Below are 26,018 nucleotides of genomic sequence, written 5' to 3' on the forward strand. Positions count from 1 at the left end.
GCATCTCCCACAAAAAAACCAGAGGCTTGCGCCTCTGGCATTAATCACTTTCAGACCGATTGGCCAAATTCGTAGCTGAGCGCTTTCTCACGCTGCTCAGTCAGAGCCTTGACAATCAACGGTTCAACCATTGCATAGTCTTCCTCATCCATATACATAGTGGCGCCGGCGTTATAAATCTCCACAGCAGATGTTGCCCATTCTACAAACAGTACTTTGGTAGGTTGAGCCGAAGCCAGATATTGCACAGCAGCGATTGCCAGGGTGATACCACCCTCATCATCCTGCGAAGCCGCACTCATGCAAAAGTTGCCACCTTCGGCTTTCTTCGAGTTGTTCTCGAACAGCGTCAGGGCCTGTGGTTCATTTTTCAGTGCATCCATGGTCGCATCTGCCACAGAGGACAATACTTTAAGGGCTGCCTGGCCCTGCCCTACCGCAGCACCAACAGCAGTATGCAGAACAGACAGGACAACATTGTCCATGGTCAGCTTTTGCGAAGTAGCGGTATATCGATTATAAGGCTGGCTGAAAGCAAACCAGCCAGCCAGTTTCATCAATCGCATAAACTCGTTATAGCGCTGTTCCTTTTGGCTGGACGCCGGATATTTGAGCAAGGCAACCAGATCGGCATACATGTAGGTGTTTTTAACGATTCGCTTGCTGCGCTTGGACATGCTTGCATCAAAGCCTGCAATACCCGAACCCATGATTGCAGCATTCAGTTCATCTTTATCAACCGGCAAGCTACTGCCAACACTTGCCGAACGCGAGCGCAGCACTGGCTGCGCAGCGATAAACTCATTGGTTTGTGCAATCAAACTAAACCGCTCAACAGCGGAGATTACATCTTTATTCAGCTCAGTCATAAATGAATTCCTTTCATGATTAAAACACCGACTTGGTGTGGAAAACAAACTAACCACAGCACCGGAGTTAATCAAATCGAAAATCCATGCATTTAATTTCAGACCGTCATACAAACCATCAAACAAAGCTGTACAACTAACATCAAGCGCCCCGAGCCAACTCAATTTCACGCGTGCGCATATCAAGCACTGCAGCAGCCAACTGAAGCCGATTTTCATTTATCGCGGCAGACCTGATCAAAAAGCGCCTGGAGCGGATATCAAGCTCCGAACCCGTATGCTGAATAGTCCAGAACAAATAGGTAGAGGACCACTTCGCATCAAGCAAGCGAACGTTACTAACGACAATCTCCAACTCCCTATTGAAATTGTACTGAGCAGGAGAAAAACGAAAATCGCTCCATTCCCGAGCGCTGCCTCTAAATACGTCTATGGCATCCGAATGTGTCTCAAGCATATGGAACGCTTCCTTCATTAGCCCGACTTTCTCCCGACTTAGTTGTTGCGACAAGGATCGCGCCCAGACGTCCAGAGCATTGCCGGTAAAGTTCTTGTCAACATGGATTACCGGAGCTTGCTCCAGGCTCCAGCCGACAGACCAGAGCACCCCGGAATAATATTCGAACCAAGCAGCTGGCTCACTGTTTCTGTCATGACGCAAATCGGCTCTGTATTCTGCCCAGCGCATACTGTCTTTGACGAATCGTTTGTCTTCCGCAGTCAACCCGGAAAAGTAGGACAGCAGATTATTCCCCATCACCGTCGCACTGCCTTGGTTGGGCAGTGCTGAGATACTGTTCAAAACATCGCTCATTTCAATTATCCATTCGATTATTCAATTTACTAAAAAAGTACCTTCCGGATAGCCACAAGCACTTCCAGCGGAACGCCAATTCAATACTTGCGAAGAACTCGAAAAATCACAAAAGACAATGTAAACATTCAATGTCGGCGCTCCTGAAAAAAGGACAGCAGCCAGTTATCGATTGTCGCGTTATCATGTCGCCCGCTTCGCTGGACGCAGGATCTGGAGTATGAAATGGGCGATTGGCTGACCGTTGTGGGTATTGGTGAAGACGGCTTCAAGGGCCTGGGCAAGAACGCCCGGCGTGCTCTGATGGGCGCCTCGCGGATCGTCGGCGGCCAGCGTCAGCTGGATCTGCTGCCGCCGTGCATCGGCGGCGAGCGGCAATTGTGGCCGAGTCCGTTTTCCCTAGCGCCGGTGCTCGAGTCGCGTGGCGAGCCGGTCTGCGTGCTGGCCAGCGGTGATCCGATGTTTTACGGCGTCGGTGCCAGTCTGGCGCGTCAGGTGCCGAGCGCCGAGATGGCGATCATCCCCGCCCCTTCGTCCTGCGCACTGGCGGCGGCGCGCCTGGGCTGGCCGTTGCAGGAGGTGACGATTGTGTCGCTGGTGGCGCGTCCGTTGGCGGCGCTCAATGCGCATCTGTTCAGCGGCGTGCGTCTGTTGTTGCTGAGCAATGACGGCAGCAGCCCGGCCGCCGTTGCGCAATTGCTCTGCGAACGTGGTTTCGGCCCAAGTCGCATGACTGTTCTGGAGCATTTGGGCGGCGACGCCGAGCGGCGGATCGATCGCAGCGCCAGTGACTGGGAAAATGCGCCGATTGCCGATCTCAACGTTATCGCTGTCGAATGTCTGGCCGAACCCGGTGTTACCGGCCTGTCACGCCTCGCCGGTCTGCCCGATTCGGCGTTCCGTCACGACGGCCAGCTGACCAAGCGCGACGTGCGCGCCATCACCCTCGCTCGCTTGGCGCCGAAGCACGGCGAACTGCTCTGGGATGTCGGCGCCGGCAGCGGCTCGATCGGCATCGAGTGGATGCGTGCGCACCCGAGCTGTCGCGCCATCGCGGTCGAGGCCGACGAGGGCCGTCAGCAATTGATCGAACACAACCGCGATGCGCTGGGCGTACCCGGCCTGCAACTGATTCGCGACAAGGCGCCGCAAGCGCTCAATGGCCTTGAACGTCCGGAAGCGATTTTCATCGGCGGCGGCGTCACCCGTGAGGGTGTATTCGAGACCTGCTGGGACCAGCTCAAGCCCGGCGGCCGATTGGTGGCCAACGCCGTGACCCTGCAAAGCGAAGTCACCCTGATGCACTGGCGCGAACAATACGGCGGTGAGCTGACGCGCATTCATGTCGCCCAGGCACAACCGCTCGGCGAGTTCGATACCTGGCGTCAGGCGTTGCCGATCACCCTGCTGGAACTGGTCAAACCCCTCGATGCGTGACGAAACCGCCGAACAGCCCGCGCCCCTGCGCAGCGGCCTCACCACCGGCAGCTGCGCCACCGCCACCAGCCTCGCCGCCGCGCGCCTGTTGCTCACCGGCATCAGCGCCGACGCGGTGCAGATCACGCTGCCCAAAGGCAAACAGGTGCAGATGCGCCTGGAGTTCTGCCGCTTGAGCGAGGACGGCGCCGAAGCCGGGACGATCAAGGATGCTGGCGATGACCCTGACGTCACTCACGGCGCCCTGCTCTATTCACAGGTGCGACTGTCCGCCGAACCGGGAATCCACTTCAACGCCGGTGTCGGCGTCGGCACGGTGACCCGACCCGGCCTGGTATTGGCCGTCGGCGAGCCGGCGATCAATCCGGTGCCGCGCAAAATGATCAGCGATCACCTCGCCTTGCTCGCCGCCGAAACCGGTTATGGCGGCGGCTTCGAAGTCACAGTCAATGTCGAGGGCGGCGCAGAACTGGCGCTGAAAACCATGAATCCACGGCTGGGCATTCTTGGCGGCCTGTCGATCCTCGGCACCAGCGGCATCGTCCGGCCATTTTCCTGCGCCGCTTACATCGCCTCGATTCATCAGGGCATCGACGTAGCGAAAACCAATGGTTATCTGCACATCGCCGCGTGCACCGGCAACGCCAGCGAAGACACCATGCGCCGGGTCTATGACCTGCCGGAAATCGCCCTGATCGAGATGGGTGATTTCGTCGGTGCGGTGCTCAAGCATCTGCGCAAAGTACCTGTGGATAAACTCAGCCTGTGCGGCGGCTTCGGCAAGATCAGCAAACTCGCCGCCGGGCATATGGATCTGCACTCACGGCATTCGAGCATCGATTTGCCGCAACTGGCCGAGTGGGCGGCGGCGATTGGCGCGGATGCGGCATTGCAACAAGGCATTCGCGAAGCCAATACCAGCCAACAAGCCTTGGCCATGGCCAGCGCGGCGGGCATCGCTTTGGGGGATGAGGTTTGCCGCCATGCGTTGAATTTCGCCAGTAGCGTCGTGCCGGCACAGGTCCAGGTCGAGGTGTTTGCCATTGATCGTCAGGGCGGGATTGTCGGGCACGCCGGAGGTTTTGCATGAAACGGATCTTGCTGCTCGGCGGCGTGACTGAAGCGCTGGCGATTGCCCGCACGCTCGGCCCACAACATATCTACAGCCTCGCTGGTGTTGGCCGAGTGCCGAGCGATTTGCGCTGCCAGGTTCGGGTCGGCGGCTATGGCGGCGCTGAGGGTCTGGCGCAGTTCATCGCCGATGAAGGCGTCGATCTGCTGCTCGACGCTACACACCCGTACGCCGCACAAATCAGCGCCAACGCCGCCCGGGCGGCACAGCTTGCCGGCATTCCCTGCTGGGCCTTGCGCCGCCCCGCCTGGCAACCGCAAGCAGGCGATGACTGGCGCGAGGTCAGTGACTGGGCCGAACTCATCGCCGCCCTGAAACCGTTCCACCGCCCGCTGTTCACCCTCGGCCGTGAACCGCTGCAACACCTCGACGAAATCCCCGCCCACCAGTTCTGGACTCTGCGCGCTCTCGACGTTTATCCCGGCAACACGCGCTGCGAAGTGATCGGCGCCCGTGGGCCGTTTCTGCTGGAAGACGAGCGAGCGCTGTTCGAGCGCCGGCAGATCGATGTATTGATCAGCAAGAACAGCGGCAGCAGCGCCACCGAGCCGAAGCTTGAAGTGGCGCGCGAGCGTGGCGTTCCGGTGCTGGTGTTGAAGCGGCCGGGGTTGCCGGGGGTTGATCGGGAATTTGGATCTGTCGGCGACATCCTCTCAGCCCTCTCCCGCTGAATCGGCACAGCCCTTTGTGGGAGCGAGCCTGCTCGCGAATACGTCCGCACCGGCAGCCCATCAGTGCCTGACAAATCGCTTTCGCGAGCAGGCTCGCTCCCACAGGAACCGTGGATGTTGCTGATATCTGTGCACACTCACAAAATTTGTGGGAGCGGGCTTGCCCGCGAAGGCGTCAGGTCTGGCACTGCAAATTCAAGTAGCTACACTCCTTTAACAGCTCACTGCGACACCAAACCGCACGACGCTTTTTTACTTATCGGCCCTGATCAGGCTAAATGGGCCGCGCCTGATCGCCCACCCAACGGACCTGTCCCATGAACCGACGCCGGTTAGCATTTGCCTGGATCGCCTGCTTTGCAGTGCTGTTCAACATGCTCGCCATGCCGCTGAGCGGGGCGATGGCGCAGGCGGCCAGTTCACCGGCCGAGCAGATACTGTGGAGCAGTTTCTGCACCGGCAGCGGCATGAAGATGGTGGCGATCGACATCGGTGCCACGGATCAGAAGGCCCCGCAAAACGACAACCATTCGAACATGCAGCACTGCTGGTGTTGCTCAGGTGGGACGCCATTGCTGGCGCTGCCGGGGCATTCGCCGCAGCTGTATTTCGCGCAATTTGAAAGCAACCGCAGCGTTGCGCCCATCTCCCTGCAAACCCCGACGCCGCGCCAGCAATGGCCGAGTCTCAATCCCCGTGCTTCCCCTCTGGTCTGATTGGTTCGCGCCCTGAATCCGCGTTTCAAATCGTTCTGGAGAACTGCCATGTTGAAGAAACTCTTCGTCCTCGCTGCGCTGTTGTTGCCGGCGTTCTTTGCCCATGCCCACGAATACAAGGTGGGTGCGCTGGAAATCGCCCATCCGTGGTCGCAGGAACTGCCGCCGAATGCGCCGACCGTCGCCGCCTACTTCATCATCCACAACACCGGCAAAAGCGCCGATCGCCTGCTCAGCGTCGACTCGCCCATCGCTGCACAAGCGCAGTTGCACGAGCACGTGATGCAGGGCGATCTGATGAAGATGCAGCAAGTGCCAAGCGTGGAAATCCCCGCCGGCGGCACCGTGACCTTCGCGCCGATGGCTTACCACGTGATGCTGCTCAACCCGAGCGATCGCAGCCTGCTCAGCGACGGCAAGCGTTTCCCGATGACCCTGCATTTCGAAAAGGCAGGTGACGTCAGCGTTGAAGTAGCCGTGCAGAAGAAACCGCCGGAATCGGCCCAGGGCCACGTGCACGCTCAGTAACTGTTTCGGCTGACTTCGCCCATGCGTCCGTTGCGCGCCAGGCCCGTCCCGCATCACCGTCAGACTCAAGCGCTGACGCGTGGCAGCTGGATCGCCCTGTTCGCCATGTTGATGATCTTCATCGGTCCACTGATTTCTCAGTCGATGCCGATGGATCAGCACGCCTCGACGTCGATGCCAATGAGCATGGACATGTCGATGGACATGCCCGGCATGGATCACAGCGGCCATGGCGCCCAGCCTGCTGCCGAGCATTGCCCGCCGCAATTTTCGCATCACGTGCTGTGGGAAAAGTGCGGCTATTGCAGCTTGCTGTTCAATTGCCCGGCGCTGACCGGCGGCGGCGATTTCGTCGCTTTCAACATCCCGCCACCCAATACCTTCACCCCACCCTCCCCGCGTCTGGGCCATGCCCGCCAACCCTTCTTCCCCGGCGCCCGCACCCGCGCCCCGCCCATCGCCGCGTAAACACACACCTCTGATTGCACACGGTTGAGAAGACAGCTCCAGGCTGCCGACCGTGGTGTTTACGACTGTTCGATGGAAATTGTCATGTCCAGGTTTACTGCTGTCCCCTGCGCGGAATCTGCCCGCGCGCACTTTGCCCTGAATGAATCGCCGATTCGTTGCAGGCACGCTATTGCCGTCCTTTGCGGCGTACTGCTGACACCGCTGGCGCTGGCCGACGCTCACGCCGGCCATGAACATGAACTGAGCCCGACGGTGATCACTGCCATCGCTCCAAGCTCACCATTGACGATCGTCACCAACCCCAAGGATCCGCGCCAACCGGTGCCGGCCAGTGACGGCGGCGATTACCTGAAGACCATTCCCGGCTTCGCTCTGGTGCGCAATGGCGGCACCAACGGCGATCCGGTGCTGCGCGGCATGTTCGGTTCGCGCCTGAACATCCTCACCAACGGCAGCATGATGCTCGGCGCTTGCCCTGGACGGATGGACGCGCCGACCTCGTACATCTCGCCGGAAACCTACGACAGCCTCACGGTGATCAAAGGCCCGCAAACCGTCCTGTGGGGTCCGGGCGCATCGGCCGGTACGGTGCTGTTCGACCGTGAGCCGGAGAACTTCGGCGAACTCGGCACGCGCGTCAACGCCAGCCTCCTGGCCGGCTCGCATGGGCGTTTCGACAAGGTTGTCGACGCCGCTGCCGGCGGTCCTCTGGGTTACGTGCGGGTGATCGGCAACACTGCGCATTCCGATGACTATCGCGACGGCAACAACGACATCGTCGCCTCGCGTTACGACAAGTGGAACGGCGATATCGCACTGGGCTGGACGCCGGATGCCGACACCCTGATCGAACTCACCGCCGGCAAGGGTGATGGCGAGGCGCGGTATGCCGGGCGCGGCATGGACGGTTCGCAATTCCTGCGTGAAAGCCTCGGCCTGCGTTTCGAGAAATCCAACATCAGCGAGGTGCTGGAAAAACTCGAGGCACAGGTCTACTACAACTACGCCGACCATGTGATGGACAACTACACCCTGCGCACCCCGTCCGGCACCGGCATGATGGCGGGACCGATGGCGTCCAACGTCGACCGTCGTACCCTCGGTGCACGGATCAAAGCAACCTGGCGCTGGGCTGATGTTCAGCTGATCACCGGCCTCGACGCACAGACCAACGAGCACCGTCAGCGCAGCTCAATGGGCATCGATACCTACAAGGACCTGCCGTACAGCAAGGACGCCGATTTCCACAATTACGGCGTGTTCAGCGAAATGACCTGGTACGCCGCCGAGCGTGATCGCTTGATCACTGGCGCCCGTGTCGACCGTGCTTCGGCGAAGGATTACCGGCAAACCACAGGGTCGGGGATGATGTCCCGCCCCAACCCGACCGCCGACGACACCCGCGCCGACACCCTGCCCAGCGGCTTCATCCGTTACGAGCATGACCTCGCCGATAGCCCGACCACGCTTTATGCAGGCCTCGGCCACGCGCAACGCTTCCCGGATTACTGGGAGTTGTTTTCGCCCAAGTCCGGCCCGGCAGGATCGGTCAACGCGTTCGACTCGATCAAACCGGAAAAGACCACGCAGTTCGACTTCGGCGTGAACTACAAGAGCGCCGACCTCGAAGCCTGGGCCTCGGGTTACATCGGTGTGGTACGCGATTACATCCTGTTCGACTACACGCCGGGAATGATGGGCATGAGCACCTCGCGCGCCGAGAACATCGACGCGCGGATCATGGGTGGCGAACTCGGAGCTGCCTACAACCTGACCGACAACTGGAAAGCCGATGCGACCCTGGCCTATGCCTGGGGCAAGAACAGCAGCGACGGCTCGGCATTACCGCAGATGCCGCCGCTGGATGCGCGCTTCGGCCTGACCTACAGCGAGGCCAAGTGGAGCGCCGGCGCATTGTGGCGAGTGGTCGCCGCGCAGCACCGCATCGACGCGAACAAGGGCAACGTGGTCGGCAAGGATTACGCCCAGAGCTCGGGCTTCGGCGTGTTCTCGCTCAACGGCGCGTACCGCATTAACCAGCACTGGAAAGTCAGCAGCGGCGTCGACAACCTGTTCGGCAAAGCCTACGCCGAACACCTGAATCTGGCCGGCAATGCCGGCTTCGGCTATCCGGCCAACGACCCGCAAGCGCTCAATGAACCGGGGCGCACGCTCTGGACCAAAGTGGATATGAGTTTCTGACACCCACCCATGTGGGAGCGAGCCTGCTCGCGAAGACGGCACCACGGTCGGCATCGATATCGACTGAACAACCGCTTCGCGAGCAGGCTCACTCCCGCAGGTAAACAGACAACGAAAAGAACCAAGCCAAGCGGAGCACACGTGATGCAAAAGCCTCAATCCAATTTCTACAACCTGGCCTGGCGCTGGCATTTCTATGCCGGGCTGTTCGTCGCGCCGTTCATGGTGATGCTGGCCCTGACCGGGATCATTTATCTGTTCAAACCGCAGCTCGATTCGCTGATGTACAGCAGCCTGCTCGAAGTACCGGCCGGGCACCACACGGTGCCGGCCGATGACTTGCTGCAACGGGTGAAAAGCGCTTATCCACAAGGCCAGGTCACTCAGTATCTGCCGCCGTTGAATGCTGAGCGCAGCGCGCAATTCGTGGTGAAGAACGCCGGTCATGAACTCAACGTGTTCGTCGATCCGTACCACGGTGACATCCTCGGCGAGCAGGATGCCAAGCAGAACCTGCAAGCCATCGCCCGTGCGATCCACGGCGAATTGATGATCGGCACAGTCGGCGATCGCCTGATCGAAATGGCCGCTGGCTGGGGCGTGGTGCTGGTGGTCTCGGGGCTGTTCCTGTGGTGGCCGCGTGGTCAGGCGGCGGGCATTCTATGGCCGCGTTTGAACAGCCGCGGTCGAGTGTTGTGGCGCGATCTGCATGCCGTCACCGGTTTCTGGGGCGCGACATTGCTGTTGGTGATGTTGCTCAGTGGCATGACCTGGACCGGTTTCTGGGGCAAGCAATACGCGCAGGTGTGGAACGTGTTTCCGGCAGCGATGTGGGACAACGTGCCGACCTCCGACATCGAGGCACGCAGCCTCAACAGCGCCACCCGCCAGACCGTGCCATGGGCGATGGAAAATACGCCGATGCCGATGTCCGGCGACCACGCCGAACACATGAATCACGGCAATGCCCATGCCGGCCCCGCAGCACCCGCCATCAGCCTGCAGGACGTGCAGAACATCGCCAGTGAACGCAAGGTTGAACCGGGCTACAGCATCACCCTGCCGACCACCGCCACCGGCGTGTTCAGCATTGCCGTGTTCGCTGATGACCCGCGCAACGACGCCACCCTGCACGTCGATCAGTACACCGGCAAGGTCCTCGCCGATGTCCGCTTCGAGCACTACGGCACCGTCGCGCGCGCCACGGAAATCGGCGTGATGCTGCACGAAGGCAAGATGTTCGGCACCTTCAACCAGATTGTCGTGCTGCTGATCTGCCTGATGATTCTGCTCAGCGCCGTCAGCGGCGTGGTGATCTGGTGGAAGCGTCGGCCTGAAGGCAAATTCGGTGTGCCGCCGCTGCGCCATGACCTGCCGAAGTGGAAAACCGGCGTGGCGATCATGCTGGTGCTGGCGGTGGTGTTTCCACTGGTGGGGGCGTCGCTGGTGGTGGTCTGGTTGCTCGACCGGTTTCTCGTGCCCCGACTTGGCGAGCGTTCCGCGCAGGTGCAGCGTTGATGTGACGGGCGCGGGCCGTTGCGGCGGCTCGCGCCTGTTCATTCATTTCATTTACAACTCGTCGCGCAAGCGCACGGTTCCGGGTGTCGGGGTCTGCTGACGACGGCTTCGCCAGGTAGTGTTCATGCGGCCGGTCTGGCGCCAGTAATAACCGCCGATCAGCACCCGAAACTCACCCAGCGCCATAAGCCGCGAAAGAAACTCTCCAGGGCTCAGCCGGCTGATCCAGCGTCCGCCCTCGAAAGTGGCTGAGCGGGTCAGCAACAGATCTCTTTCCGCCCTTGAATACGCAGGTGTGTACTTGAGCAGCACATCGTGCGGCGTTGAATAGTAGTAGTGCAGGATATGCAGGCCTTTTTCCGTGGGTGCATGGGTGTGCGCATGCACCAGCGAAGGCGCAGCGTAATTGGCATAGACCTGATCCACGTCCGCCGCCAGCGTGGTGTTGCCCGAGACATGCAATTGATGGGTGGCCATCACCGAGTAACCCTCGGGATAACGCGGCGCCGGATCGCGCCAACTGACAGCCGGATCCGCGACGGTACGCAGTATGCGCAACAGCGGATTGTCCTCGTTGGCCAGATACACGATCGGCTCAAGCGGAACGAAGCGAAGGCTGGACGGGTTCGCCAGAATCGCACTCTCATAACCGGTGCCTATTACCGCCTGGCCGGCTACCCGTCCATGAACATGGCAGGCGGCATCATCGGGATGATGAAAGACAGGTCCCAGCGCTGGCGCCGGATGCTCGCGCCAGCGTTGCTCACTGGACACCTCGGTCAGCCGTGGCTGCCAGCGTTCATCCACCTGACCATGCCGCGACCAGTATTCACTCGTTTCAATTACCTCAAGTCGGCCGGCATGAGCCATCCGTTGGACATAGTCGACAAATCTGAACGTACCGCTGGCAATGCCCCGCTCATCGACCGCCGCTTCCACCTTCGACACAAAGGCATTGGGGCGCAGTTGCACTTGCCCGAACTCATCGTAGAAAGTGCCGGGCTCGAATGCATGCAGTTGCAATTTCAACAACGCGCCATCGGCGCAGGAGAAGTAGATCGGCCGGTACCCCTGGGGCGTGTTGGCCCATGCGCAGGCTGCCTGGACATCGTTGGGCAGCAGAAAAAAGTGCCGCATATCGTCCGGCCGCGCGCCCAGAGGTGGCAGCGCTGCTCGCAAATAAATGGCGCTCAGACTGAAGCCTGGCGGCAGCTTGCCCTGCTCGAACACTCGATCCAGCGCCAACCCCGAACGCTGCACCGCAACTGGCAGAGTGGACACCAACAGGTCTTCAGGGCCGTTCAAAACGTAGCCGAAGGTCTGCGTATCCCTGCTCAACGACAGTTGATGAGCGTACCGCGCGGCAGCGTCTGCCTGGATGAACAGCGGGCTGCCGACCGGGCTGCTCAACGCCTTGTCATAATCTGCGGCCGGCAACAGATCCCCGGAGTATGGTGCCCACTGGATAATCTGGCGCGGTTGCCCCCAGATCGCGCTTGCGGCGACCACCCACAGACGTCCGGCCCTGGCCAGCTCGTTCACCCATTCGACGGGTTTCAATTGCCGATTGCGCAAGCGCTGTCTTATCGCTTTTGCATCGACGACGGACAGCCGCTCGCCCTGATCAAGCAGCTGCGAAAGCAGTTCGGCTTGCGGCCGATAGCCAATCACCGCGCCATCCGGACAGAACAGGTATTCATCCCGTGGGGCGGGTGTATAGCGAATCAGCGAACCGTCCGCCGCCACCCGGTATTCCTCTTTGATGCCGCGTTTGTTGAACGCCGACTCCAGCACCTCGACCGAAAACACGTTCTGGTACACCTGCTTTTGCACAGGCGCCAAGACCAACGACACCTCCTGGGCGACGCGCGAGCGGTACCGCGCCACGATGCGACAACCCGCAGGAAACAATCCGGCGGCGCGACTTTCCTCAGGGCAGATATCGGTGAAATCGAAATCCTCATGGCTGACTTCAACGGGCACTGTGGCGACGTAGCGCTTATCGACCGTCTCCAGAATCAGCCCGCCATGCACTCGGTCGGTCACCAGAGGCACGAGTGTCCTGGCGTGGACGGCCGCGTCGTCAGCTGTCTGAAAAACCGGACCGAGCCTGCGCCGTTCGAGATTTGCGTACGGTTGCCAGGTGACATTGATCTGCCCCGTCCGGTCCCAGCACAGACCGGTGCGCATGACGGAGAGCTCGCCGCTGCTGGCGACCTCATGGATAAAGTCGGTCGGTAGACGGTTGCCAGCGGCCAGATCGCTTTTGATCTGTTCAAGCGTGCGCTGGGACGAGGCGTCATGAAACAGTTTGCTGGACCTGCTCCACGCATATTTGAGCAAAGCACCATCGCGCACGGCGATATAAAGCGCTGCGGGAGCGTCCGACACCATGACCGGGCGCCGGCCGCCGTAATACATCGAGGCTGTCAGGTGGTCCGGCGAGATGAAGTAATGCGCCAGCCAGTCATCCGGACTTTTCGTCGGATCACCGGCACGTTGCGATGCGTAGAAATTGCCGTGCAGTTCAAAGCCCTCGGGCAACGCATGCCAGGGCTCAGAGGGCAGGTCGGCGAATACCGCATCGAGCCTGAACAGATTTTTGCCTTGATCACTGACGGGCACCAGCTCGGTAGCCACATACTCTGGCCGGTTCTTGTGCCTGAGAATGAAGCCGAAGTACGCGCGCGTTTCGCCCTGTGGACGAAAGTCCCCCATGCATCGGTCCCGTGCAGCCTCATCCGCCGAGGGGAAAATCGCGCCGAATGCCACACCTTCCAGGCGTTTCCAGGGCAACGGCAACGTCAGCGGCGGCAACGGTATTTGCGGCTGCGGGAGTGGCGTGGGTTTGGGCAGGATCGGCTTGTCTCTGTCCGGCTGGGGATACAGAAGCGGCGGCAGTTGCACCACCGGCAACTGCGGCACGGGCAAAGGCGCGGGCGTGGTGCGCAGCGACCAGGTAGCCGGCACCCGCCCGCGATAGCCCCACAGTTCATTATCGATCAGAACCGTTAAACGTCCGGCCGCTGCCTGTTCACGTATGAAGTCCTGCGGGCGTTTACGGCCGCTGTCCAGTTCCAGCGCCAGGGCGCCCGGATGCTGGCGCGTGCCCAGGCGCCGAGCCAATTCCGTGGAGCCCGCAGATCCGATGACCTCATACCTGACGAGACTGTCCGGCGCCGCGCTGACATACAAGGCAATCTCGTCGAGCAGGACTTGCCTGACCTCCGCCACACTCAACATCTGCAAGCTCACAGCCGCTTCCTGATACGCCCAGCCAAAAAGCTCTGCATCCACCGGCAAAAGTTGCGACATGGCAATGTGAGAGACGTAACGGGCGTGCAGCGCATGGTCGTCGGGAAAGACCGGACGCCCATGATTGTCCATCGGATAAAGCCTGCCCTGACTGAGCGTGTCGATATCTCCCGGCAACGGTTCGGTCACCACGAAACGCTTGTCGCTGCGCTGAAAAACATACCCGGCGTACGGTTTGTCACGGCGCAGGCCGGCGAGTTCATGGGCATGGCGCACGGCATCATCAGCGCACAGAAACACGCCGCTCAATCGCGGCCAGGGGAGATTGGCGAAGGGTTGCCATTGCAGATCCACCGGCCCCAGATGCGCCCACAGCGCACTGCCGCGAATGACCTCCAGGGTGCCAGCCAGTACCAGCATCGAGACAAATGCGCGGGTATCCAGTGTGCCGGCCAACAGCCTTGCCTGCAGACCATTGTCACTGACCGTGCCGTCCGACTGCGTAACGCTCAGTGCCGCTTCGATCGAATCGCCGCTGAAGCGGTACTTCAACATCGCATGATCCTGCGCCCGCATGTACAGCGACAACGCATGTCCCGCTTTCGCCAGATGTTTGCTGCGGGCATTCGCTTCGATAGCGACGGCGATCTCCCGGGGCGTGAAGAAGTTCTCGTAGAGCCACGGCTGAGCGGGTGGAAACTGCGCAGGGTCGGGCCGCGAGGCGAAGTAGAAGCCCTCCAGCAAATAACCCCTCGGCAGCTGCAATTGCCCTTGGGCATCAACCGGAAATATTCGCTCAGGATCCCATGCAGCCAGCCCGGCCGGGCGCGCATGGGTGGCGACATACTCCTCGCCAATCAATTTTTTCAATATCAGGCCCGTCGTCTGTGCGCCTCTGGATTTCAAGGCGGCAAGCACGGCGCGTTCGGCATTGACGCATACCCGGGTCATCAGCGGCAGTTCGGTGACCGCACCCTTTGAAAACGACGCCCCGGCCTTCCAGTCCGCAGGTACGCGCCCCACCGAGTAGCCCCAGTCGGCATTCGAAACAATGACTTTGAGTTCACCCACGGTCGCCAGCTTGTTGATCACCGCCATCACGTCATAGGCCCCCGCCGGATGGCCCGACGGCCCGCCGGACTGCTGCCAGAGGAAGTAGTCGCGTTCCTCGGGCGAGCCGCTCGAGACGTATTTGAGCAAGCTGCCATCCGGGCCTGAAAGGTAAGCGCTGCGGAAAAAATCCCGCGCCGACACATCGCCAATGAAATCGCCGCCTGAATAGAAGCTCATGAACAGCCTGAGCAGGGTTTCATCCTGACGCCGATTGCCATTGCGGAACTGGTCATGTAGCGGCGGATGGCTGTGTACGCTGGCGATACAGCGGTAGCCCAGCGGATGGAGCATGCCGCCAAGGGCATCGGTCTGCACAATCGTGCCGAAGTCGAAGCGCGTGGCTTCACCTGCGATGGGAGAGGTGGCGAGGAATTTCCCGTCCGGTCGCAGCAGGATCACGCTGCCGTACTCTTTGTCCGGGTTGAGTGGAATTCGTGTGTGCACCCAATAGGCGGCGTCTTCTTCAGTCAGAAAAGCCGGGCTCAGTGGGGGCAGCTTGAACGTTGCTGAAGAACTTGCGGTACGACCGGATCGGCCTGAGACATGACTCATAAAAACCTGCGCTGAGAATCGGATGAGCAACTGAGTGTGGCCTGTCGGTTTTCTCGAGCTGTGGTACAGGGTTATCGCTTTTGTATCCGCATCTGAGCGCCAGCGGGCGCCCCAATCTGGCGCAACTCGACGCACCATCGCCCGCCTGCCGTCCCCTCCTGGTGCACGGTTTCAGCGCGCAAGCGCTCTGGCACGACATTTTCTTGCCTGAACGCGACCGGGCACAGCCTTTGCAAAACACAGCTTCAGTCGTCCGCATCTGCCAACCAGAAAAAATCGAATGTTCATGGAGATCGCACAATGAAGCGTCGCAGTTTGATCAAGGCTTTCACACTCACGGCATCCATTGCCGCGATGGGCATGACCTGGACTGTCCAGGCCGCCGAGACCATCAAGGTCGGGATTCTGCATTCGTTGTCCGGGACCATGGCGATCTCCGAAACATCGCTCAAGGACATGGCGCTGATGACCATCGACGAGATCAACGCCAAGGGCGGTGTGAACGGCAAGATGCTTGAACCTGTTGTCGTTGACCCTGCATCGAACTGGCCGCTGTTCGCCGAAAAAGGCCGGCAGTTGCTGACCCAGGACAAGGTCGCGGTGGTGTTCGGCTGCTGGACCTCGGTGTCGCGTAAATCGGTACTGCCGGTGTTCGAAGAGCTCAACGGCCTGCTGTTCTACCCGGTGCAGTACGAAGGCGAAGAGATGTCGCCGAACGTCTTCTACACCGGCGCCGCGCCGAATCAGCAAGCGATCCCCGCCGTTGAATACCTGATGAGTGAAGAAGGCGGCAGCGCCAAGCGCTACTTCCTGCTCGGCACCGACTACGTCTACCCGCGCACCACCAACAAGATCCTGCGCGCGTTCCTGCACTCCAAAGGCGTGGCCGACAAGGACATCGAAGAGGTCTACACGCCGTTCGGTCACAGCGATTACCAGACCATCGTTGCCAACATCAAAAAATTCTCCGCCGGCGGCAAGACTGCGGTCATCTCCACCGTCAACGGCGACTCCAACGTGCCGTTCTATAAAGAGCTGGCCAACCAGGGCCTGAAAGCCACCGACGTACCGGTGGTGGCGTTCTCGGTCGGCGAAGAAGAACTGCGCGGCATCGACACCAAACCGCTGGTGGGCAACCTCGCGGCGTGGAACTACTTCGAGTCGGTGGAGAATCCTGCGAACAAGAAATTCGTCGCGGACTGGAAAGCCTATGCGAAGAAACACAACCTGCCGGGCGCCGATAAAGCCGTGACCAACGACCCGATGGAAGCCACCTACGTCGGCATCCACATGTGGGCGCAGGCGGTCGAGAAAGCCAAATCCACTGACGTCGACAAGGTTCGTGAAGCACTGGCCGGGCAGACCTTTGCTGCGCCGTCCGGTTACACGTTGACCATGGACAAGACCAATCACCACCTGCACAAGCCCGTGATGATCGGCGAAATCCAGAGCGACGGGCAGTTCAACGTCGTGTGGCAGACCGAAGGCCCGATCCGCGCGCAACCGTGGAGCCCGTACATTCAGGGCAACGACAAGAAGCCGGATTATGCGGTGAAGAGCAACTGAGGCGAATTCAGTTTTTGAGGCGAGCATGAGACTTTCCCCTCACCCCAGCCCTCTCCCTCAGGGAGAGGGGGAAAGGGAGCCGATCTTCATGCTCTTCAGACCCTGAGTTCGACTCGAGTTCGCAGGTCGCAGCACATCGTCCAGACACCTCGGTCAGTCCCCTCTCCCTCCGGGAGAGGGTCAGGGTGAGGGGGCGGTTGAACAGGACACCACTAATGCCCACTGCCATACACCGCGTACTTCTCGCCATCGCACTGTTGCTGCCACTCCTGGCCCACGCCGGCGACGCCGAAGACTTCGTCGCGGCCAACCCGATGCAACAGGCCAAACTGCTGGAAGCCTGGGCCGCGCAGCCCGATCCGGCGCGTATCGAGTTGCTCAACGCCCTGCAACAAGGCGAACTGACGATCGACGGCCAAGCGAAAACCCTGCGCCTGAACAATCGCCTGCGGGGTCTGATCGACACCGCAATGGCCAGCCATCAATTGCTCGCCGCTGACAGCAAGATCCGTCTGGGCGCCGCGCAGCAATTGCAGAAAAGCGCGAAACCCGCGCAGCTGAAATTTCTCGACCGGCAACTCGCTGGGGAAAAAGATCAAAGCGTGCATGCCGCCTTGAGCCTGGCGCTGGCCAATCTGCAACTGGTCGACAGCGACCCGGCGGTGCGCCTCGCGGCGGTACGTCTGCTCGGTGAAACCGGCGACCCGCTGGCACGCACACGCCTCGAAGGCCTGCTCGAGCCCGGGGTGGAAAGCGATGCCGGCGTGCGTACCGCCGCTGAAACCAGCCTCGCTCAGGTCAAGCGCAAGCTGCTGATCGGCGAAGTGCTCGGCCAGGCCTTCAGCGGCATGTCGCTGGGCTCGATTCTGCTGCTCGCGGCCCTCGGCCTGGCGATCACCTTCGGCCTGCTCGGGGTGATCAACATGGCCCACGGCGAGATGCTGATGCTCGGCGCCTACTCGACCTACGTCGTGCAGTTGATGTTCCAGCGTTACGCGCCGCAAGCCATCGAGTTCTATCCGCTGATCGCGCTGCCGGTAGCGTTTTTCGTCACCGCCGCCGTCGGCATGGCGCTGGAGCGCACGGTCATCCGCCACCTTTACGGTCGGCCACTGGAAACCCTGCTCGCGACCTGGGGCATCAGCCTGATGCTGATCCAGCTCGTACGGTTGGTGTTCGGCGCGCAGAACGTAGAAGTAGCAAATCCGGCATGGCTGTCCGGCGGCATTCAAGTGCTGCCCAATCTGGTGCTGCCGTACAACCGCATCGTCATCATCGCTTTCGCATTGTTCGTGGTGGTGCTGACCTGGCTGTTGCTGAACAAAACCCGCCTCGGCCTCAACGTCCGCGCCGTCACTCAGAACCGCAACATGGCCGCCTGCTGCGGCGTGCCGACCGGGCGCGTGGACATGCTCGCCTTCGGCCTCGGCTCGGGCATCGCCGGCTTGGGCGGCGTGGCGCTGAGCCAGATCGGCAACGTCGGTCCCGACCTTGGCCAGAGCTACATCATCGACTCGTTCCTGGTGGTGGTGCTCGGCGGCGTCGGCCAACTGGCCGGTAGCGTGCTCGCCGCATTTGGCTTAGGGATCGCCAACAAGATTCTCGAACCGCAGATCGGTGCGGTGCTCGGCAAGATCCTGATCCTCGCGCTGATCATTCTGTTCATTCAGAAACGTCCGCAAGGCCTCTTCGCACTGAAAGGACGGGTGATCGACTGATGAACCAGCCTCTGTTAGTCACGGCCACACAAAAGGCCGGGCCGAAAGTCACGCTCGCGGTCGGCGGGGTGATCCTCGCGCTGCTGATCGTTCTGCCGCTGCTGTCACTGCTCGCGCCAGACAATGCCCTGCACGTTTCGGCCTACACGCTGACCCTGGTCGGCAAAATCCTCTGCTACGCCATCGTCGCTCTGGCGCTGGATCTGGTCTGGGGCTATGCCGGCCTGCTTTCGCTGGGCCACGGCCTGTTCTTCGCCCTCGGCGGTTATGCGATGGGCATGTACCTGATGCGTCAGGCTGCCGGTGATGGCTTGCCGGCGTTCATGACCTTCCTGTCGTGGACGGAATTGCCCTGGTACTGGACCGGCACCAGCAGCTTCCTCTGGGCGATGTGTCTGGTGGTGCTGGCGCCGGGGTTGCTGGCGCTGGTGTTCGGCTTCTTCGCCTTCCGTTCGCGGATCAAAGGCGTGTATTTCTCGATCATGACCCAGGCCCTGACCTTCGCCGGCATGCTCCTGTTTTTCCGCAACGAGACCGGTTTCGGAGGCAATAACGGCTTCACCAATTTCCGCACGATCCTCGGTTTCGGCATCACTGAGCCGGGCACGCGCGCGGTGCTGTTTCTGGCCACGGTGTTGCTGCTGGTGGCGAGCCTGTTCATCGGCTGGCGCCTGGCGCAAAGCAAGTTCGGTCGCGTGCTGACGGCGTTGCGCGATGCGGAAAACCGTTTGATGTTCTGCGGCTACGACCCGCGCGGTTTCAAGCTGTTCGTCTGGGTGCTGAGTGCGGTGCTGTGCGGTCTGGCCGGAGCGCTTTATGTGCCGCAGGTCGGCATCATCAACCCCAGCGAAATGTCTCCGACCAACTCGATCGAAGCGGCGGTGTGGGTCGCCCTTGGCGGGCGCGGCACGCTGATCGGGCCGCTGCTCGGTGCCGGCGTGGTCAACGGCATGAAGAGCTGGTTCACCGTGGCCTTCCCGGAATACTGGCTGTTCTTCCTCGGCGCGCTGTTCATCGTCGTGACGTTGTACCTGCCCAAGGGCGTGATCGGTCTGCTGAAGAAACGAGGTGAACAATGAGAGTCACAGCGAGTGCTGAATTCATGCTGGAGCCGGCGTTTTTCCCCGTGGAACCGAACAAGGACGAAGGCACCAGCCGCGACTCGATCGGCCTCGGCCAGCGCGTCGGCCCGGGCCTCGATACGCGTCACGGCACGATCCTCACCCTGGAGGACATCAGCGTCAGCTTCGACGGCTTCCGTGCGTTGAACAATCTCAACCTGTACATCGGCGTCGGCGAACTGCGCTGCATCATCGGCCCCAACGGCGCGGGCAAGACCACGCTGATGGACGTGATCACCGGCAAGACCCGGCCCAGCCACGGCAAGGCCTGGTTCGGCGAAACCCTGGACCTGACGCAGATGAGCGAAGTGCAGATTGCCCAGTCCGGCATCGGCCGCAAGTTTCAGAAGCCAACGGTGTTCGAAGCCTTGAGCGTGTTCGAAAACCTTGAGCTGGCGCAGAAGACCGACAAGTCGGTGTGGGCGAGTTTGCGTGCACGCCTGAGCGGCGAACAGAAGGACCGCATCAGCGAAGTGCTTGAGACGATTCGTCTGACCACCTCGGTCAATCGCCAGGCCGGGCTGTTGTCCCACGGCCAGAAGCAGTTTCTCGAGATCGGCATGTTGCTGATGCAGGACCCGCAATTGCTCCTGCTCGACGAACCGGTGGCGGGCATGACCGACGCCGAAACCGAGTTCACCGCCGAGTTGTTCAAATCGCTGGCGGGCAAGCATTCGTTGATGGTGGTCGAGCACGACATGGGCTTCGTCGGCTCGATTGCCGACCACGTCACGGTGCTGCATCAGGGCAGCGTTCTGGCGGAAGGCTCGCTTGAGCAAGTGCAGGAAAACGAGCGGGTGATCGAGGTCTACCTCGGCCGCTGAAGACCTAGATCGTTCCCACGCTCTGCGTGGGAATGCCGCCATGGACGCTCTGCGTCCGCCGTTATGTGACGCGGAGCGTCACGGGATGCGTTCCCACGCAGAGCGTGGGAACGATCACCGGGGGAGAATTCGAACATGCTGCAAGTCGACAAGCTGCATCAGTACTACGGCGGTAGCCACATCCTGCGCGGCCTCAGCTTCGACGTGAAAGTCGGCGAAGTCACGTGCCTGCTCGGGCGTAACGGCGTGGGCAAGACCACCCTGCTCAAATGCCTGATGGGCCTGCTGCCGGCCAAGGAAGGCGCGGTGAACTGGGAAGGCAAACCGATCACCACGTTCAAACCGCATCAGCGCGTGCATGCCGGTATCGCCTACGTGCCGCAGGGCCGTGAGATCTTCGGGCGCCTGACGGTAGAAGAAAATCTGCTGATGGGCCTGTCGCGTTTTCCAGGCTCAGAAGCCAAAGAAGTCCCGGGTTTCATCTACGAATTGTTCCCGGTGCTGCTACAAATGAAGCAGCGCCGTGGCGGTGATCTGTCCGGCGGTCAGCAACAGCAACTGGCAATCGGCCGGGCGCTGGCCAGCCGCCCGCGCCTGCTGATTCTTGATGAGCCCACCGAAGGCATTCAACCGTCGGTGATCAAGGAAATCGGCGCGGTGATCAAGCAGCTCGCGGCGCGCGGTGACATGGCGATTCTGCTGGTCGAGCAGTTCTACGACTTTGCTGCAGAACTGGCCGATCAATACCTGGTGATGTCGCGGGGCGAGATCGTTCAACAGGGTCGCGGTGAAAATATGGAGGCCGAAGGTGTACGCGGGCTGGTCACGATCTAACGCGCCGGTCTAATCTGTAGCTTCCTAACGATAATCACAAACCATGAATTCGATTGTTGCACCTGCCCTGTTTACCCCGAGCTGGCACGCCGAGCTGGAACTGGCCTACGCGCGTTTCGGCGATTGCACGCGCCCGGTCATGCGCCGCCACCTCGGCCCGCTGCGCGTGCAAAAGCATCTGTACGCCGAAGGCCCGCAAGTCTGCCAGCACATCATCGTCCATCCGCCGGGCGGAATTGCCGGTGGTGATCGACTGAACATCAAGGCCCGCATCGAACACAACGCCTGGGCACAGATCACCAGCCCCGGCGCCGCCAAGTGGTATCGCGCGGGTGGACCGGCGTATCAGCAGCTCGACTTGCAAGTCGCTGCCGGTGCGACACTGGAATGGCTGCCGCAGGAAACTATCGTCTACAGCGCCGCGCAGGCTGATTTGACCACGACCATCGACCTTGAAGGTGACGCACGGCTGTTCTACTGGGACGTGGTGGCGCTGGGCCGTCCGGCCAGCGGCGAGCGTTTTGACCTCGGGCATTTTCAGGCGCACCTGGACATCCGCCGCGACGGTCAGTTGCTCTGGCACGAACGGCAGCGCATTGTCGGCAACGATGGTTTGCTCGACTCGCCAATCGGGCTGGATGGGCAACCGGTGTTCGCGACGATGCTGGTGACCGGTGAGATAGACGCCGAGCTGCTGGAGCGTTGCCGCTCGCTGGGGCATGAGGTGCGCGGGGATCTGACGCAATTGCCGGGACTGCTGGTGGCTCGTTGCCTGGCCAGTGAGGCGTTGCTCGCCCGCGCCTGGCTCATCGATTTGTGGCGATTGCTCAGACCTGCGCTGCTGGGGCGCGAAGCTATCGCGCCAAGAATATGGAGCACCTGAAACCCCGACCCTCACCCCCCGCCCTCTCCCGGAGGGAGAGGGAGCCTGACCGAGTCGTCTGAAATAAATTTATCTGCCTGAACGAATATTGCTGACTGAATTGGCCATTGAAAACAACCAAGATCAGTCCCCTCTCCCTCGGGAGAGGGCTAGGGTGAGGGGCTGCTCCAACTGGCACCCCACACTTCTCGAGAGCCACCCGAATCTGCCCTGATGGAACCCGAACCATGGACCTGACCCCACGCGAAAAAGACAAGCTGCTTATCTTCACCGCCGGCCTCGTCGCCGAGCGGCGGCTGGCCCGTGGCGTAAAACTCAACTACCCGGAAGCCATGGCCTACATCTCCGCCGCGCTGCTGGAGGGTGCCCGCGACGGCCAGACCGTGGCCGAGCTGATGCACTACGGCACCACCCTGCTCAGCCGCGAACAAGTGATGGAAGGCATCCCGGAAATGATCCCGGAAATCCAGGTCGAGGCGACGTTCCCCGACGGCACCAAACTGGTCACCGTTCACCAGCCGATCGTCTGAGGCCGCGCCATGACTTACGCCATTCGCGATGCAACCCGGGCAGACCTGCCGGCGATCCGCGACATCTACAACGACGCCGTGCTCAACACCACGGCGATCTGGAACGAACAAGCGGTCGACCTCGGCAATCGCCAGGCATGGTTCGACGCGCGTCAGTTGCAGGCGTACCCGATTCTGGTGATCGTCGACAGCCACAACGCGGTGCTGGGTTACGCCTCGTTCGGCGACTGGCGGCCGTTCGACGGTTTCCGCCACACCGTCGAGCACTCGGTGTACGTGCGCAGCGATCAACGCGGCAACGGCCTCGGCCCGCAACTGATGACCGCGTTGATCGAGCGTGCCCGCACCTGCGGTAAACACGTCATGGTCGCTGCCATCGAAAGTGGCAACGCCGCGTCGATTCGCCTGCACGAGCGCGCCGGTTTCAGCATCACCGGGCAGATGCCGCAAGTGGGCACCAAGTTCGGCCGCTGGCTCGATCTGACCTTCATGCAGTTGACCCTCAATCCCGGCGCACAGCCGCCGGATACTCACAAGGAGTGATGTCGATGAACGCCGCCCAGTTGCGCCGCGTCAACGCTGAAAGCTTTGCCCACTATCGCCAGGGCCTGATCGATCTGCTGCTCGACGCCGTCGGTTACGGCGCCAGCGTCGGTTTTATGGCCGACCTCGATGAGGTGCAGGCGCGCGCATATTTCGATGAGGTGCAGGACAACATCAACAAGGGCAGCACGCTGCTGTGGGTGGTGGTCAAGGACGAGCAGGTGCAGGCCAGTGTGCAATTGGGTCTGTGCCAAAAGGCCAACGGTCTGAACCGCGCCGAAGTGCAGAAGCTGCTGGTACGCGAAGACGCCCGGCGGCGAGGCCTCGGTCAGCAACTGATGCAGGCGCTGGAACTCGAAGCGCCCAAGCACAAGCGCGGCATGCTCTATCTCGACACCGAGGCCGGCTCGCCGGCGGAAGATTTCTACAAGGCGCTGGGCTACGTGCGCGCCGGCGAAATCCCTGATTACGCCTGCGACCCCAACGGCACCTATCGCCCGACCGCGCTCTATTACAAAGTCCTGCAAGGAGCCCAGCGATGATTCCTGGCCAATACCAGATCCAGCCCGGCGACATCGAACTCAACGTCGGCCGTCGCACCCTCAGCCTGAAAGTCGCCAACAGCGGCGACCGGCCGATTCAGGTCGGCTCGCATTTCCACTTTTTTGAAACCAACGACGCGCTGACCTTCGATCGCGCCGCCAGTCGCGGCATGCGCCTGAATATTCCGGCGGGCACGGCGGTGCGCTTCGAGCCGGGGCAAAGCCGTGAAGTCGAACTGGTGGATTACGCCGGGCATCGCCGGGTGTTCGGCTTTGCCGGCCGCATCATGGGTGATCTCTAAACAACACGGTGCCCGCTCTGGCCCCTTCGCGAGCAGGCTCGCTCCCACATGAGAACGCGATCAAATGTGGGAGCGAGCCTGCTCGCGAAAGCGAGTAATGCGAGCGATTTCAGACCCAATTGAATCTCAAGGCGAACGAATGAAGATTTCCCGTCAAGCCTACGCCGACATGTTCGGCCCCACCGTCGGCGACAAGGTGCGCCTGGCCGACACCGAGCTGTGGATCGAAGTCGAAAAGGACTTCACCACCTACGGCGAGGAAGTGAAATTCGGTGGCGGCAAAGTCATCCGCGACGGCCAGGGCCAGAGCCAATTGCTCGCCGCCGAAGTGGTCGACACGCTGATCACCAACGCACTGATCATCGACCACTGGGGCATCGTCAAGGCCGACGTCGGCCTCAAAGACGGGCGCATCGCCGCGATCGGCAAGGCCGGCAACCCTGACGTGCAGCCCAATGTGACCATCGCCATCGGCGCCGGCACCGAAGTGATTGCCGGCGAAGGCATGATCCTCACCGCTGGCGGCATCGACACGCATATCCACTTCATCTGCCCGCAGCAGATCGAAGAAGCGCTGATGAGCGGCGTCACCACCATGATCGGCGGCGGCACCGGGCCTGCCACCGGCACCAACGCCACCACCTGCACCTCCGGCCCGTGGCATCTGGCGCGCATGCTACAGGCCGCCGATGCTTTCCCGATGAACATCGGCCTGACCGGCAAGGGCAACGCCAGCCTGCCGGAGCCGTTGATCGAACAGGTCAAGGCCGGCGCCATCGGCCTCAAGCTGCACGAAGACTGGGGCACCACTCCGGCGAGTATCGACAACTGCCTCAACGTCGCCGACCAGTACGATGTGCAGGTGGCGATCCACACCGATACCCTCAACGAATCCGGCTTCGTCGAAACCACCCTTGGCGCGTTCAAGGGCCGCACCATCCACACCTATCACACCGAAGGTGCCGGTGGCGGCCACGCGCCAGACATCATCAAGGCCTGCGGCTTTGCCAACGTGCTGCCAAGCTCGACCAACCCGACCCGGCCGTTCACCCGCAACACCATCGACGAACACCTCGACATGCTGATGGTCTGCCATCACCTCGACCCGAGCATTGCCGAAGACGTCGCCTTCGCCGAAAGCCGGATCCGCCGCGAAACCATTGCCGCCGAAGACATCCTCCACGACCTCGGCGCGTTCTCGATGATCAGCTCCGACAGTCAGGCCATGGGCCGTGTCGGCGAAGTCATCACGCGCACCTGGCAGACCGCCGACAAGATGAAAAAACAGCGCGGCCCACTGCCACAGGACGGCGCAGGCAACGACAACTTCCGCGCCAAGCGTTACATCGCCAAGTACACGATCAACCCGGCAATCACCCATGGCATCAGCCATGAAGTCGGCTCGATCGAAGTCGGCAAGTGGGCCGATCTGGTGCTCTGGCGCCCGGCGTTCTTTGGTGTGAAGCCGACGCTGATTCTCAAGGGCGGTGCGATTGCCGCCAGCCTGATGGGCGACGCCAACGCTTCGATTCCAACACCGCAACCGGTGCATTACCGCCCGATGTTCGCCAGCTACGGCGGCTCGCTGCACGCCACCAGCCTGACCTTTATCAGCCAGGCGGCGCAGGAGGCCGGATTGCCGGAAGCCTTGGGATTGAAGAAGCAGATCGCTGTGGTGAAGGGCTGCCGAGACGTGCAGAAAACCGACCTGATCCACAACGACTATCTGCCGAACATCGATGTCGATCCACAGACCTATCAGGTCAAGGCCGATGGCGTGTTGCTGTGGTGCGAACCGGCGGAAACGCTGCCGATGGCGCAGCGCTACTTTCTGTTCTGATGAAGGCGTGCGCTGAATACGGACGCGCAGGTCCGTA

Annotated in this window: 22 protein-coding genes; 19 read left to right on the top strand and 3 right to left on the bottom strand. The window is 61.2% G+C overall.

What is annotated here, in order from left to right; translation table 11 throughout:
- Positions 1-50 precede the first annotated feature (50 nt).
- Entirely contained in the window at positions 51-1,088 is a 1,038-nt protein-coding gene (locus AC0Z5Z_RS05980; RefSeq protein ID WP_485610855.1) for a hypothetical protein, read from the bottom strand.
- A complete protein-coding gene (locus AC0Z5Z_RS05985) occupies positions 1,012-1,683 on the bottom strand; it encodes a hypothetical protein (protein WP_485610856.1) in 672 nt (223 codons plus the stop codon). The genes AC0Z5Z_RS05980 and AC0Z5Z_RS05985 overlap by 77 nt, the downstream gene beginning before the upstream one ends.
- Positions 1,684-1,908: 225 nt before the next feature.
- Here AC0Z5Z_RS05985 and cbiE point away from each other — a divergent pair, with 225 nt between their 5' ends.
- The 8 genes from cbiE (at position 1,909) to AC0Z5Z_RS06025 (ending at position 10,358) form a co-directional block, all read left to right on the top strand.
- Positions 1,909-3,120: a precorrin-6y C5,15-methyltransferase (decarboxylating) subunit CbiE gene (gene cbiE, locus AC0Z5Z_RS05990; RefSeq protein WP_485610857.1), complete on the top strand. Its 1,212-nt coding sequence runs from the start codon at positions 1,909-1,911 to the stop codon at positions 3,118-3,120.
- Entirely contained in the window at positions 3,113-4,210 is a 1,098-nt protein-coding gene (locus tag AC0Z5Z_RS05995; RefSeq protein WP_252887247.1) for a cobalt-precorrin-5B (C(1))-methyltransferase, read from the top strand. The genes cbiE and AC0Z5Z_RS05995 overlap by 8 nt, the downstream gene beginning before the upstream one ends.
- Entirely contained in the window at positions 4,207-4,923 is a 717-nt protein-coding gene (locus AC0Z5Z_RS06000) for a cobalt-precorrin-6A reductase (RefSeq protein ID WP_485610858.1), read from the top strand. The genes AC0Z5Z_RS05995 and AC0Z5Z_RS06000 overlap by 4 nt, the downstream gene beginning before the upstream one ends.
- A gap of 317 nt (positions 4,924-5,240) precedes the next feature.
- On the top strand, positions 5,241-5,639 hold the full coding sequence (locus AC0Z5Z_RS06005; RefSeq protein ID WP_315435372.1) for a DUF2946 family protein: 399 nt from the start codon (positions 5,241-5,243) through the stop codon (positions 5,637-5,639).
- Positions 5,640-5,687: 48 nt separating this feature from the next.
- Positions 5,688-6,167, top strand: a complete 480-nt coding sequence (locus AC0Z5Z_RS06010; protein WP_485610859.1) for a copper chaperone PCu(A)C — start codon at positions 5,688-5,690, stop codon at positions 6,165-6,167.
- Between the two features lie 21 nt (positions 6,168-6,188).
- Positions 6,189-6,635 (top strand): DUF2946 domain-containing protein, encoded by a 447-nt coding sequence (locus tag AC0Z5Z_RS06015; RefSeq protein WP_485610860.1) that lies wholly within the window; start codon positions 6,189-6,191, stop codon positions 6,633-6,635.
- A gap of 84 nt (positions 6,636-6,719) precedes the next feature.
- Positions 6,720-8,840 carry a TonB-dependent copper receptor gene (locus AC0Z5Z_RS06020; RefSeq protein ID WP_485610861.1) on the top strand — a complete coding sequence of 707 codons (2,121 nt, stop codon included), beginning with the start codon at positions 6,720-6,722 and terminating at the stop codon, positions 8,838-8,840.
- Positions 8,841-8,984: 144 nt separating this feature from the next.
- Complete coding sequence (locus AC0Z5Z_RS06025) at positions 8,985-10,358, top strand: PepSY-associated TM helix domain-containing protein (protein WP_485610862.1); 1,374 nt, start codon at positions 8,985-8,987, stop codon at positions 10,356-10,358.
- Positions 10,359-10,409: 51 nt separating this feature from the next.
- Here the strand turns inward: AC0Z5Z_RS06025 and AC0Z5Z_RS06030 are convergent, their stop codons facing one another.
- Positions 10,410-15,413: a DUF4329 domain-containing protein gene (locus AC0Z5Z_RS06030; RefSeq protein WP_485610863.1), complete on the bottom strand. Its 5,004-nt coding sequence runs from the start codon at positions 15,411-15,413 to the stop codon at positions 10,410-10,412.
- Positions 15,414-15,578: 165 nt separating this feature from the next.
- On the opposite strand from AC0Z5Z_RS06030, the gene urtA reads away from it, so the two are divergent.
- From urtA to ureC, 11 genes are all read left to right on the top strand, one after another.
- The gene (gene urtA / locus AC0Z5Z_RS06035) at positions 15,579-16,844 is read left to right on the top strand and encodes an urea ABC transporter substrate-binding protein (protein ID WP_016771886.1); all 1,266 of its coding nucleotides are present in this window, start codon (positions 15,579-15,581) and stop codon (positions 16,842-16,844) included.
- Positions 16,845-17,059: 215 nt separating this feature from the next.
- The gene (gene urtB, locus AC0Z5Z_RS06040; protein WP_485610864.1) at positions 17,060-18,562 is read left to right on the top strand and encodes an urea ABC transporter permease subunit UrtB; all 1,503 of its coding nucleotides are present in this window, start codon (positions 17,060-17,062) and stop codon (positions 18,560-18,562) included.
- Positions 18,562-19,641 carry an urea ABC transporter permease subunit UrtC gene (urtC, locus tag AC0Z5Z_RS06045; protein WP_485610865.1) on the top strand — a complete coding sequence of 360 codons (1,080 nt, stop codon included), beginning with the start codon at positions 18,562-18,564 and terminating at the stop codon, positions 19,639-19,641. Before urtB ends, urtC begins: the two co-directional genes overlap by 1 nt.
- On the top strand, positions 19,638-20,507 hold the full coding sequence (gene urtD / locus AC0Z5Z_RS06050) for an urea ABC transporter ATP-binding protein UrtD (protein ID WP_016771888.1): 870 nt from the start codon (positions 19,638-19,640) through the stop codon (positions 20,505-20,507). Before urtC ends, urtD begins: the two co-directional genes overlap by 4 nt.
- 135 nt (positions 20,508-20,642) lie before the next feature.
- Positions 20,643-21,341: an urea ABC transporter ATP-binding subunit UrtE gene (gene urtE / locus AC0Z5Z_RS06055; RefSeq protein WP_016771889.1), complete on the top strand. Its 699-nt coding sequence runs from the start codon at positions 20,643-20,645 to the stop codon at positions 21,339-21,341.
- A 43-nt stretch (positions 21,342-21,384) separates the two neighbouring features.
- Positions 21,385-22,224 carry an urease accessory protein UreD gene (locus tag AC0Z5Z_RS06060; RefSeq protein WP_485610866.1) on the top strand — a complete coding sequence of 280 codons (840 nt, stop codon included), beginning with the start codon at positions 21,385-21,387 and terminating at the stop codon, positions 22,222-22,224.
- Positions 22,225-22,451: 227 nt separating this feature from the next.
- Entirely contained in the window at positions 22,452-22,754 is a 303-nt protein-coding gene (gene ureA, locus AC0Z5Z_RS06065; protein WP_003221215.1) for an urease subunit gamma, read from the top strand.
- A gap of 9 nt (positions 22,755-22,763) precedes the next feature.
- Positions 22,764-23,297, top strand: a complete 534-nt coding sequence (locus AC0Z5Z_RS06070) for a GNAT family N-acetyltransferase (protein WP_252885238.1) — start codon at positions 22,764-22,766, stop codon at positions 23,295-23,297.
- A 5-nt stretch (positions 23,298-23,302) separates the two neighbouring features.
- Positions 23,303-23,839: a GNAT family N-acetyltransferase gene (locus tag AC0Z5Z_RS06075; protein WP_485610867.1), complete on the top strand. Its 537-nt coding sequence runs from the start codon at positions 23,303-23,305 to the stop codon at positions 23,837-23,839.
- Positions 23,836-24,141 carry an urease subunit beta gene (locus tag AC0Z5Z_RS06080; protein WP_095180936.1) on the top strand — a complete coding sequence of 102 codons (306 nt, stop codon included), beginning with the start codon at positions 23,836-23,838 and terminating at the stop codon, positions 24,139-24,141. The genes AC0Z5Z_RS06075 and AC0Z5Z_RS06080 overlap by 4 nt, the downstream gene beginning before the upstream one ends.
- Positions 24,142-24,280: 139 nt before the next feature.
- Positions 24,281-25,981 (top strand): urease subunit alpha, encoded by a 1,701-nt coding sequence (ureC, locus tag AC0Z5Z_RS06085; protein ID WP_041480696.1) that lies wholly within the window; start codon positions 24,281-24,283, stop codon positions 25,979-25,981.
- The last annotated feature ends 37 nt before the right edge of the window (positions 25,982-26,018 follow it).

The sequence above is a fragment of the Pseudomonas sp. 1L-E-NC-VB-C3 genome, from assembly GCF_057291535.1.

What these genes read in the sequence shown, in the direction of transcription:
- AC0Z5Z_RS05980 (WP_485610855.1), bottom strand. Translation starts at nt 1,088, where the DNA reads ATGAAAATCGGCTTCAGTTGGCTGCTGCAGTGCTTGATATGCGCACGC.
- AC0Z5Z_RS05985 (WP_485610856.1), bottom strand. Translation starts at nt 1,683, where the DNA reads ATGAGCGATGTTTTGAACAGTATCTCAGCACTGCCCAACCAAGGCAGT.
- cbiE (WP_485610857.1), top strand. Translation starts at nt 1,909, where the DNA reads ATGGGCGATTGGCTGACCGTTGTGGGTATTGGTGAAGACGGCTTCAAG.
- AC0Z5Z_RS05995 (WP_252887247.1), top strand. Translation starts at nt 3,113, where the DNA reads ATGCGTGACGAAACCGCCGAACAGCCCGCGCCCCTGCGCAGCGGCCTC.
- AC0Z5Z_RS06000 (WP_485610858.1), top strand. Translation starts at nt 4,207, where the DNA reads ATGAAACGGATCTTGCTGCTCGGCGGCGTGACTGAAGCGCTGGCGATT.
- AC0Z5Z_RS06005 (WP_315435372.1), top strand. Translation starts at nt 5,241, where the DNA reads ATGAACCGACGCCGGTTAGCATTTGCCTGGATCGCCTGCTTTGCAGTG.
- AC0Z5Z_RS06010 (WP_485610859.1), top strand. Translation starts at nt 5,688, where the DNA reads ATGTTGAAGAAACTCTTCGTCCTCGCTGCGCTGTTGTTGCCGGCGTTC.
- AC0Z5Z_RS06015 (WP_485610860.1), top strand. Translation starts at nt 6,189, where the DNA reads ATGCGTCCGTTGCGCGCCAGGCCCGTCCCGCATCACCGTCAGACTCAA.
- AC0Z5Z_RS06020 (WP_485610861.1), top strand. Translation starts at nt 6,720, where the DNA reads ATGTCCAGGTTTACTGCTGTCCCCTGCGCGGAATCTGCCCGCGCGCAC.
- AC0Z5Z_RS06025 (WP_485610862.1), top strand. Translation starts at nt 8,985, where the DNA reads ATGCAAAAGCCTCAATCCAATTTCTACAACCTGGCCTGGCGCTGGCAT.
- urtA (WP_016771886.1), top strand. Translation starts at nt 15,579, where the DNA reads ATGAAGCGTCGCAGTTTGATCAAGGCTTTCACACTCACGGCATCCATT.
- urtB (WP_485610864.1), top strand. Translation starts at nt 17,060, where the DNA reads ATGCCCACTGCCATACACCGCGTACTTCTCGCCATCGCACTGTTGCTG.
- urtC (WP_485610865.1), top strand. Translation starts at nt 18,562, where the DNA reads ATGAACCAGCCTCTGTTAGTCACGGCCACACAAAAGGCCGGGCCGAAA.
- urtD (WP_016771888.1), top strand. Translation starts at nt 19,638, where the DNA reads ATGAGAGTCACAGCGAGTGCTGAATTCATGCTGGAGCCGGCGTTTTTC.
- urtE (WP_016771889.1), top strand. Translation starts at nt 20,643, where the DNA reads ATGCTGCAAGTCGACAAGCTGCATCAGTACTACGGCGGTAGCCACATC.
- AC0Z5Z_RS06060 (WP_485610866.1), top strand. Translation starts at nt 21,385, where the DNA reads ATGAATTCGATTGTTGCACCTGCCCTGTTTACCCCGAGCTGGCACGCC.
- ureA (WP_003221215.1), top strand. Translation starts at nt 22,452, where the DNA reads ATGGACCTGACCCCACGCGAAAAAGACAAGCTGCTTATCTTCACCGCC.
- AC0Z5Z_RS06070 (WP_252885238.1), top strand. Translation starts at nt 22,764, where the DNA reads ATGACTTACGCCATTCGCGATGCAACCCGGGCAGACCTGCCGGCGATC.
- AC0Z5Z_RS06075 (WP_485610867.1), top strand. Translation starts at nt 23,303, where the DNA reads ATGAACGCCGCCCAGTTGCGCCGCGTCAACGCTGAAAGCTTTGCCCAC.
- AC0Z5Z_RS06080 (WP_095180936.1), top strand. Translation starts at nt 23,836, where the DNA reads ATGATTCCTGGCCAATACCAGATCCAGCCCGGCGACATCGAACTCAAC.
- ureC (WP_041480696.1), top strand. Translation starts at nt 24,281, where the DNA reads ATGAAGATTTCCCGTCAAGCCTACGCCGACATGTTCGGCCCCACCGTC.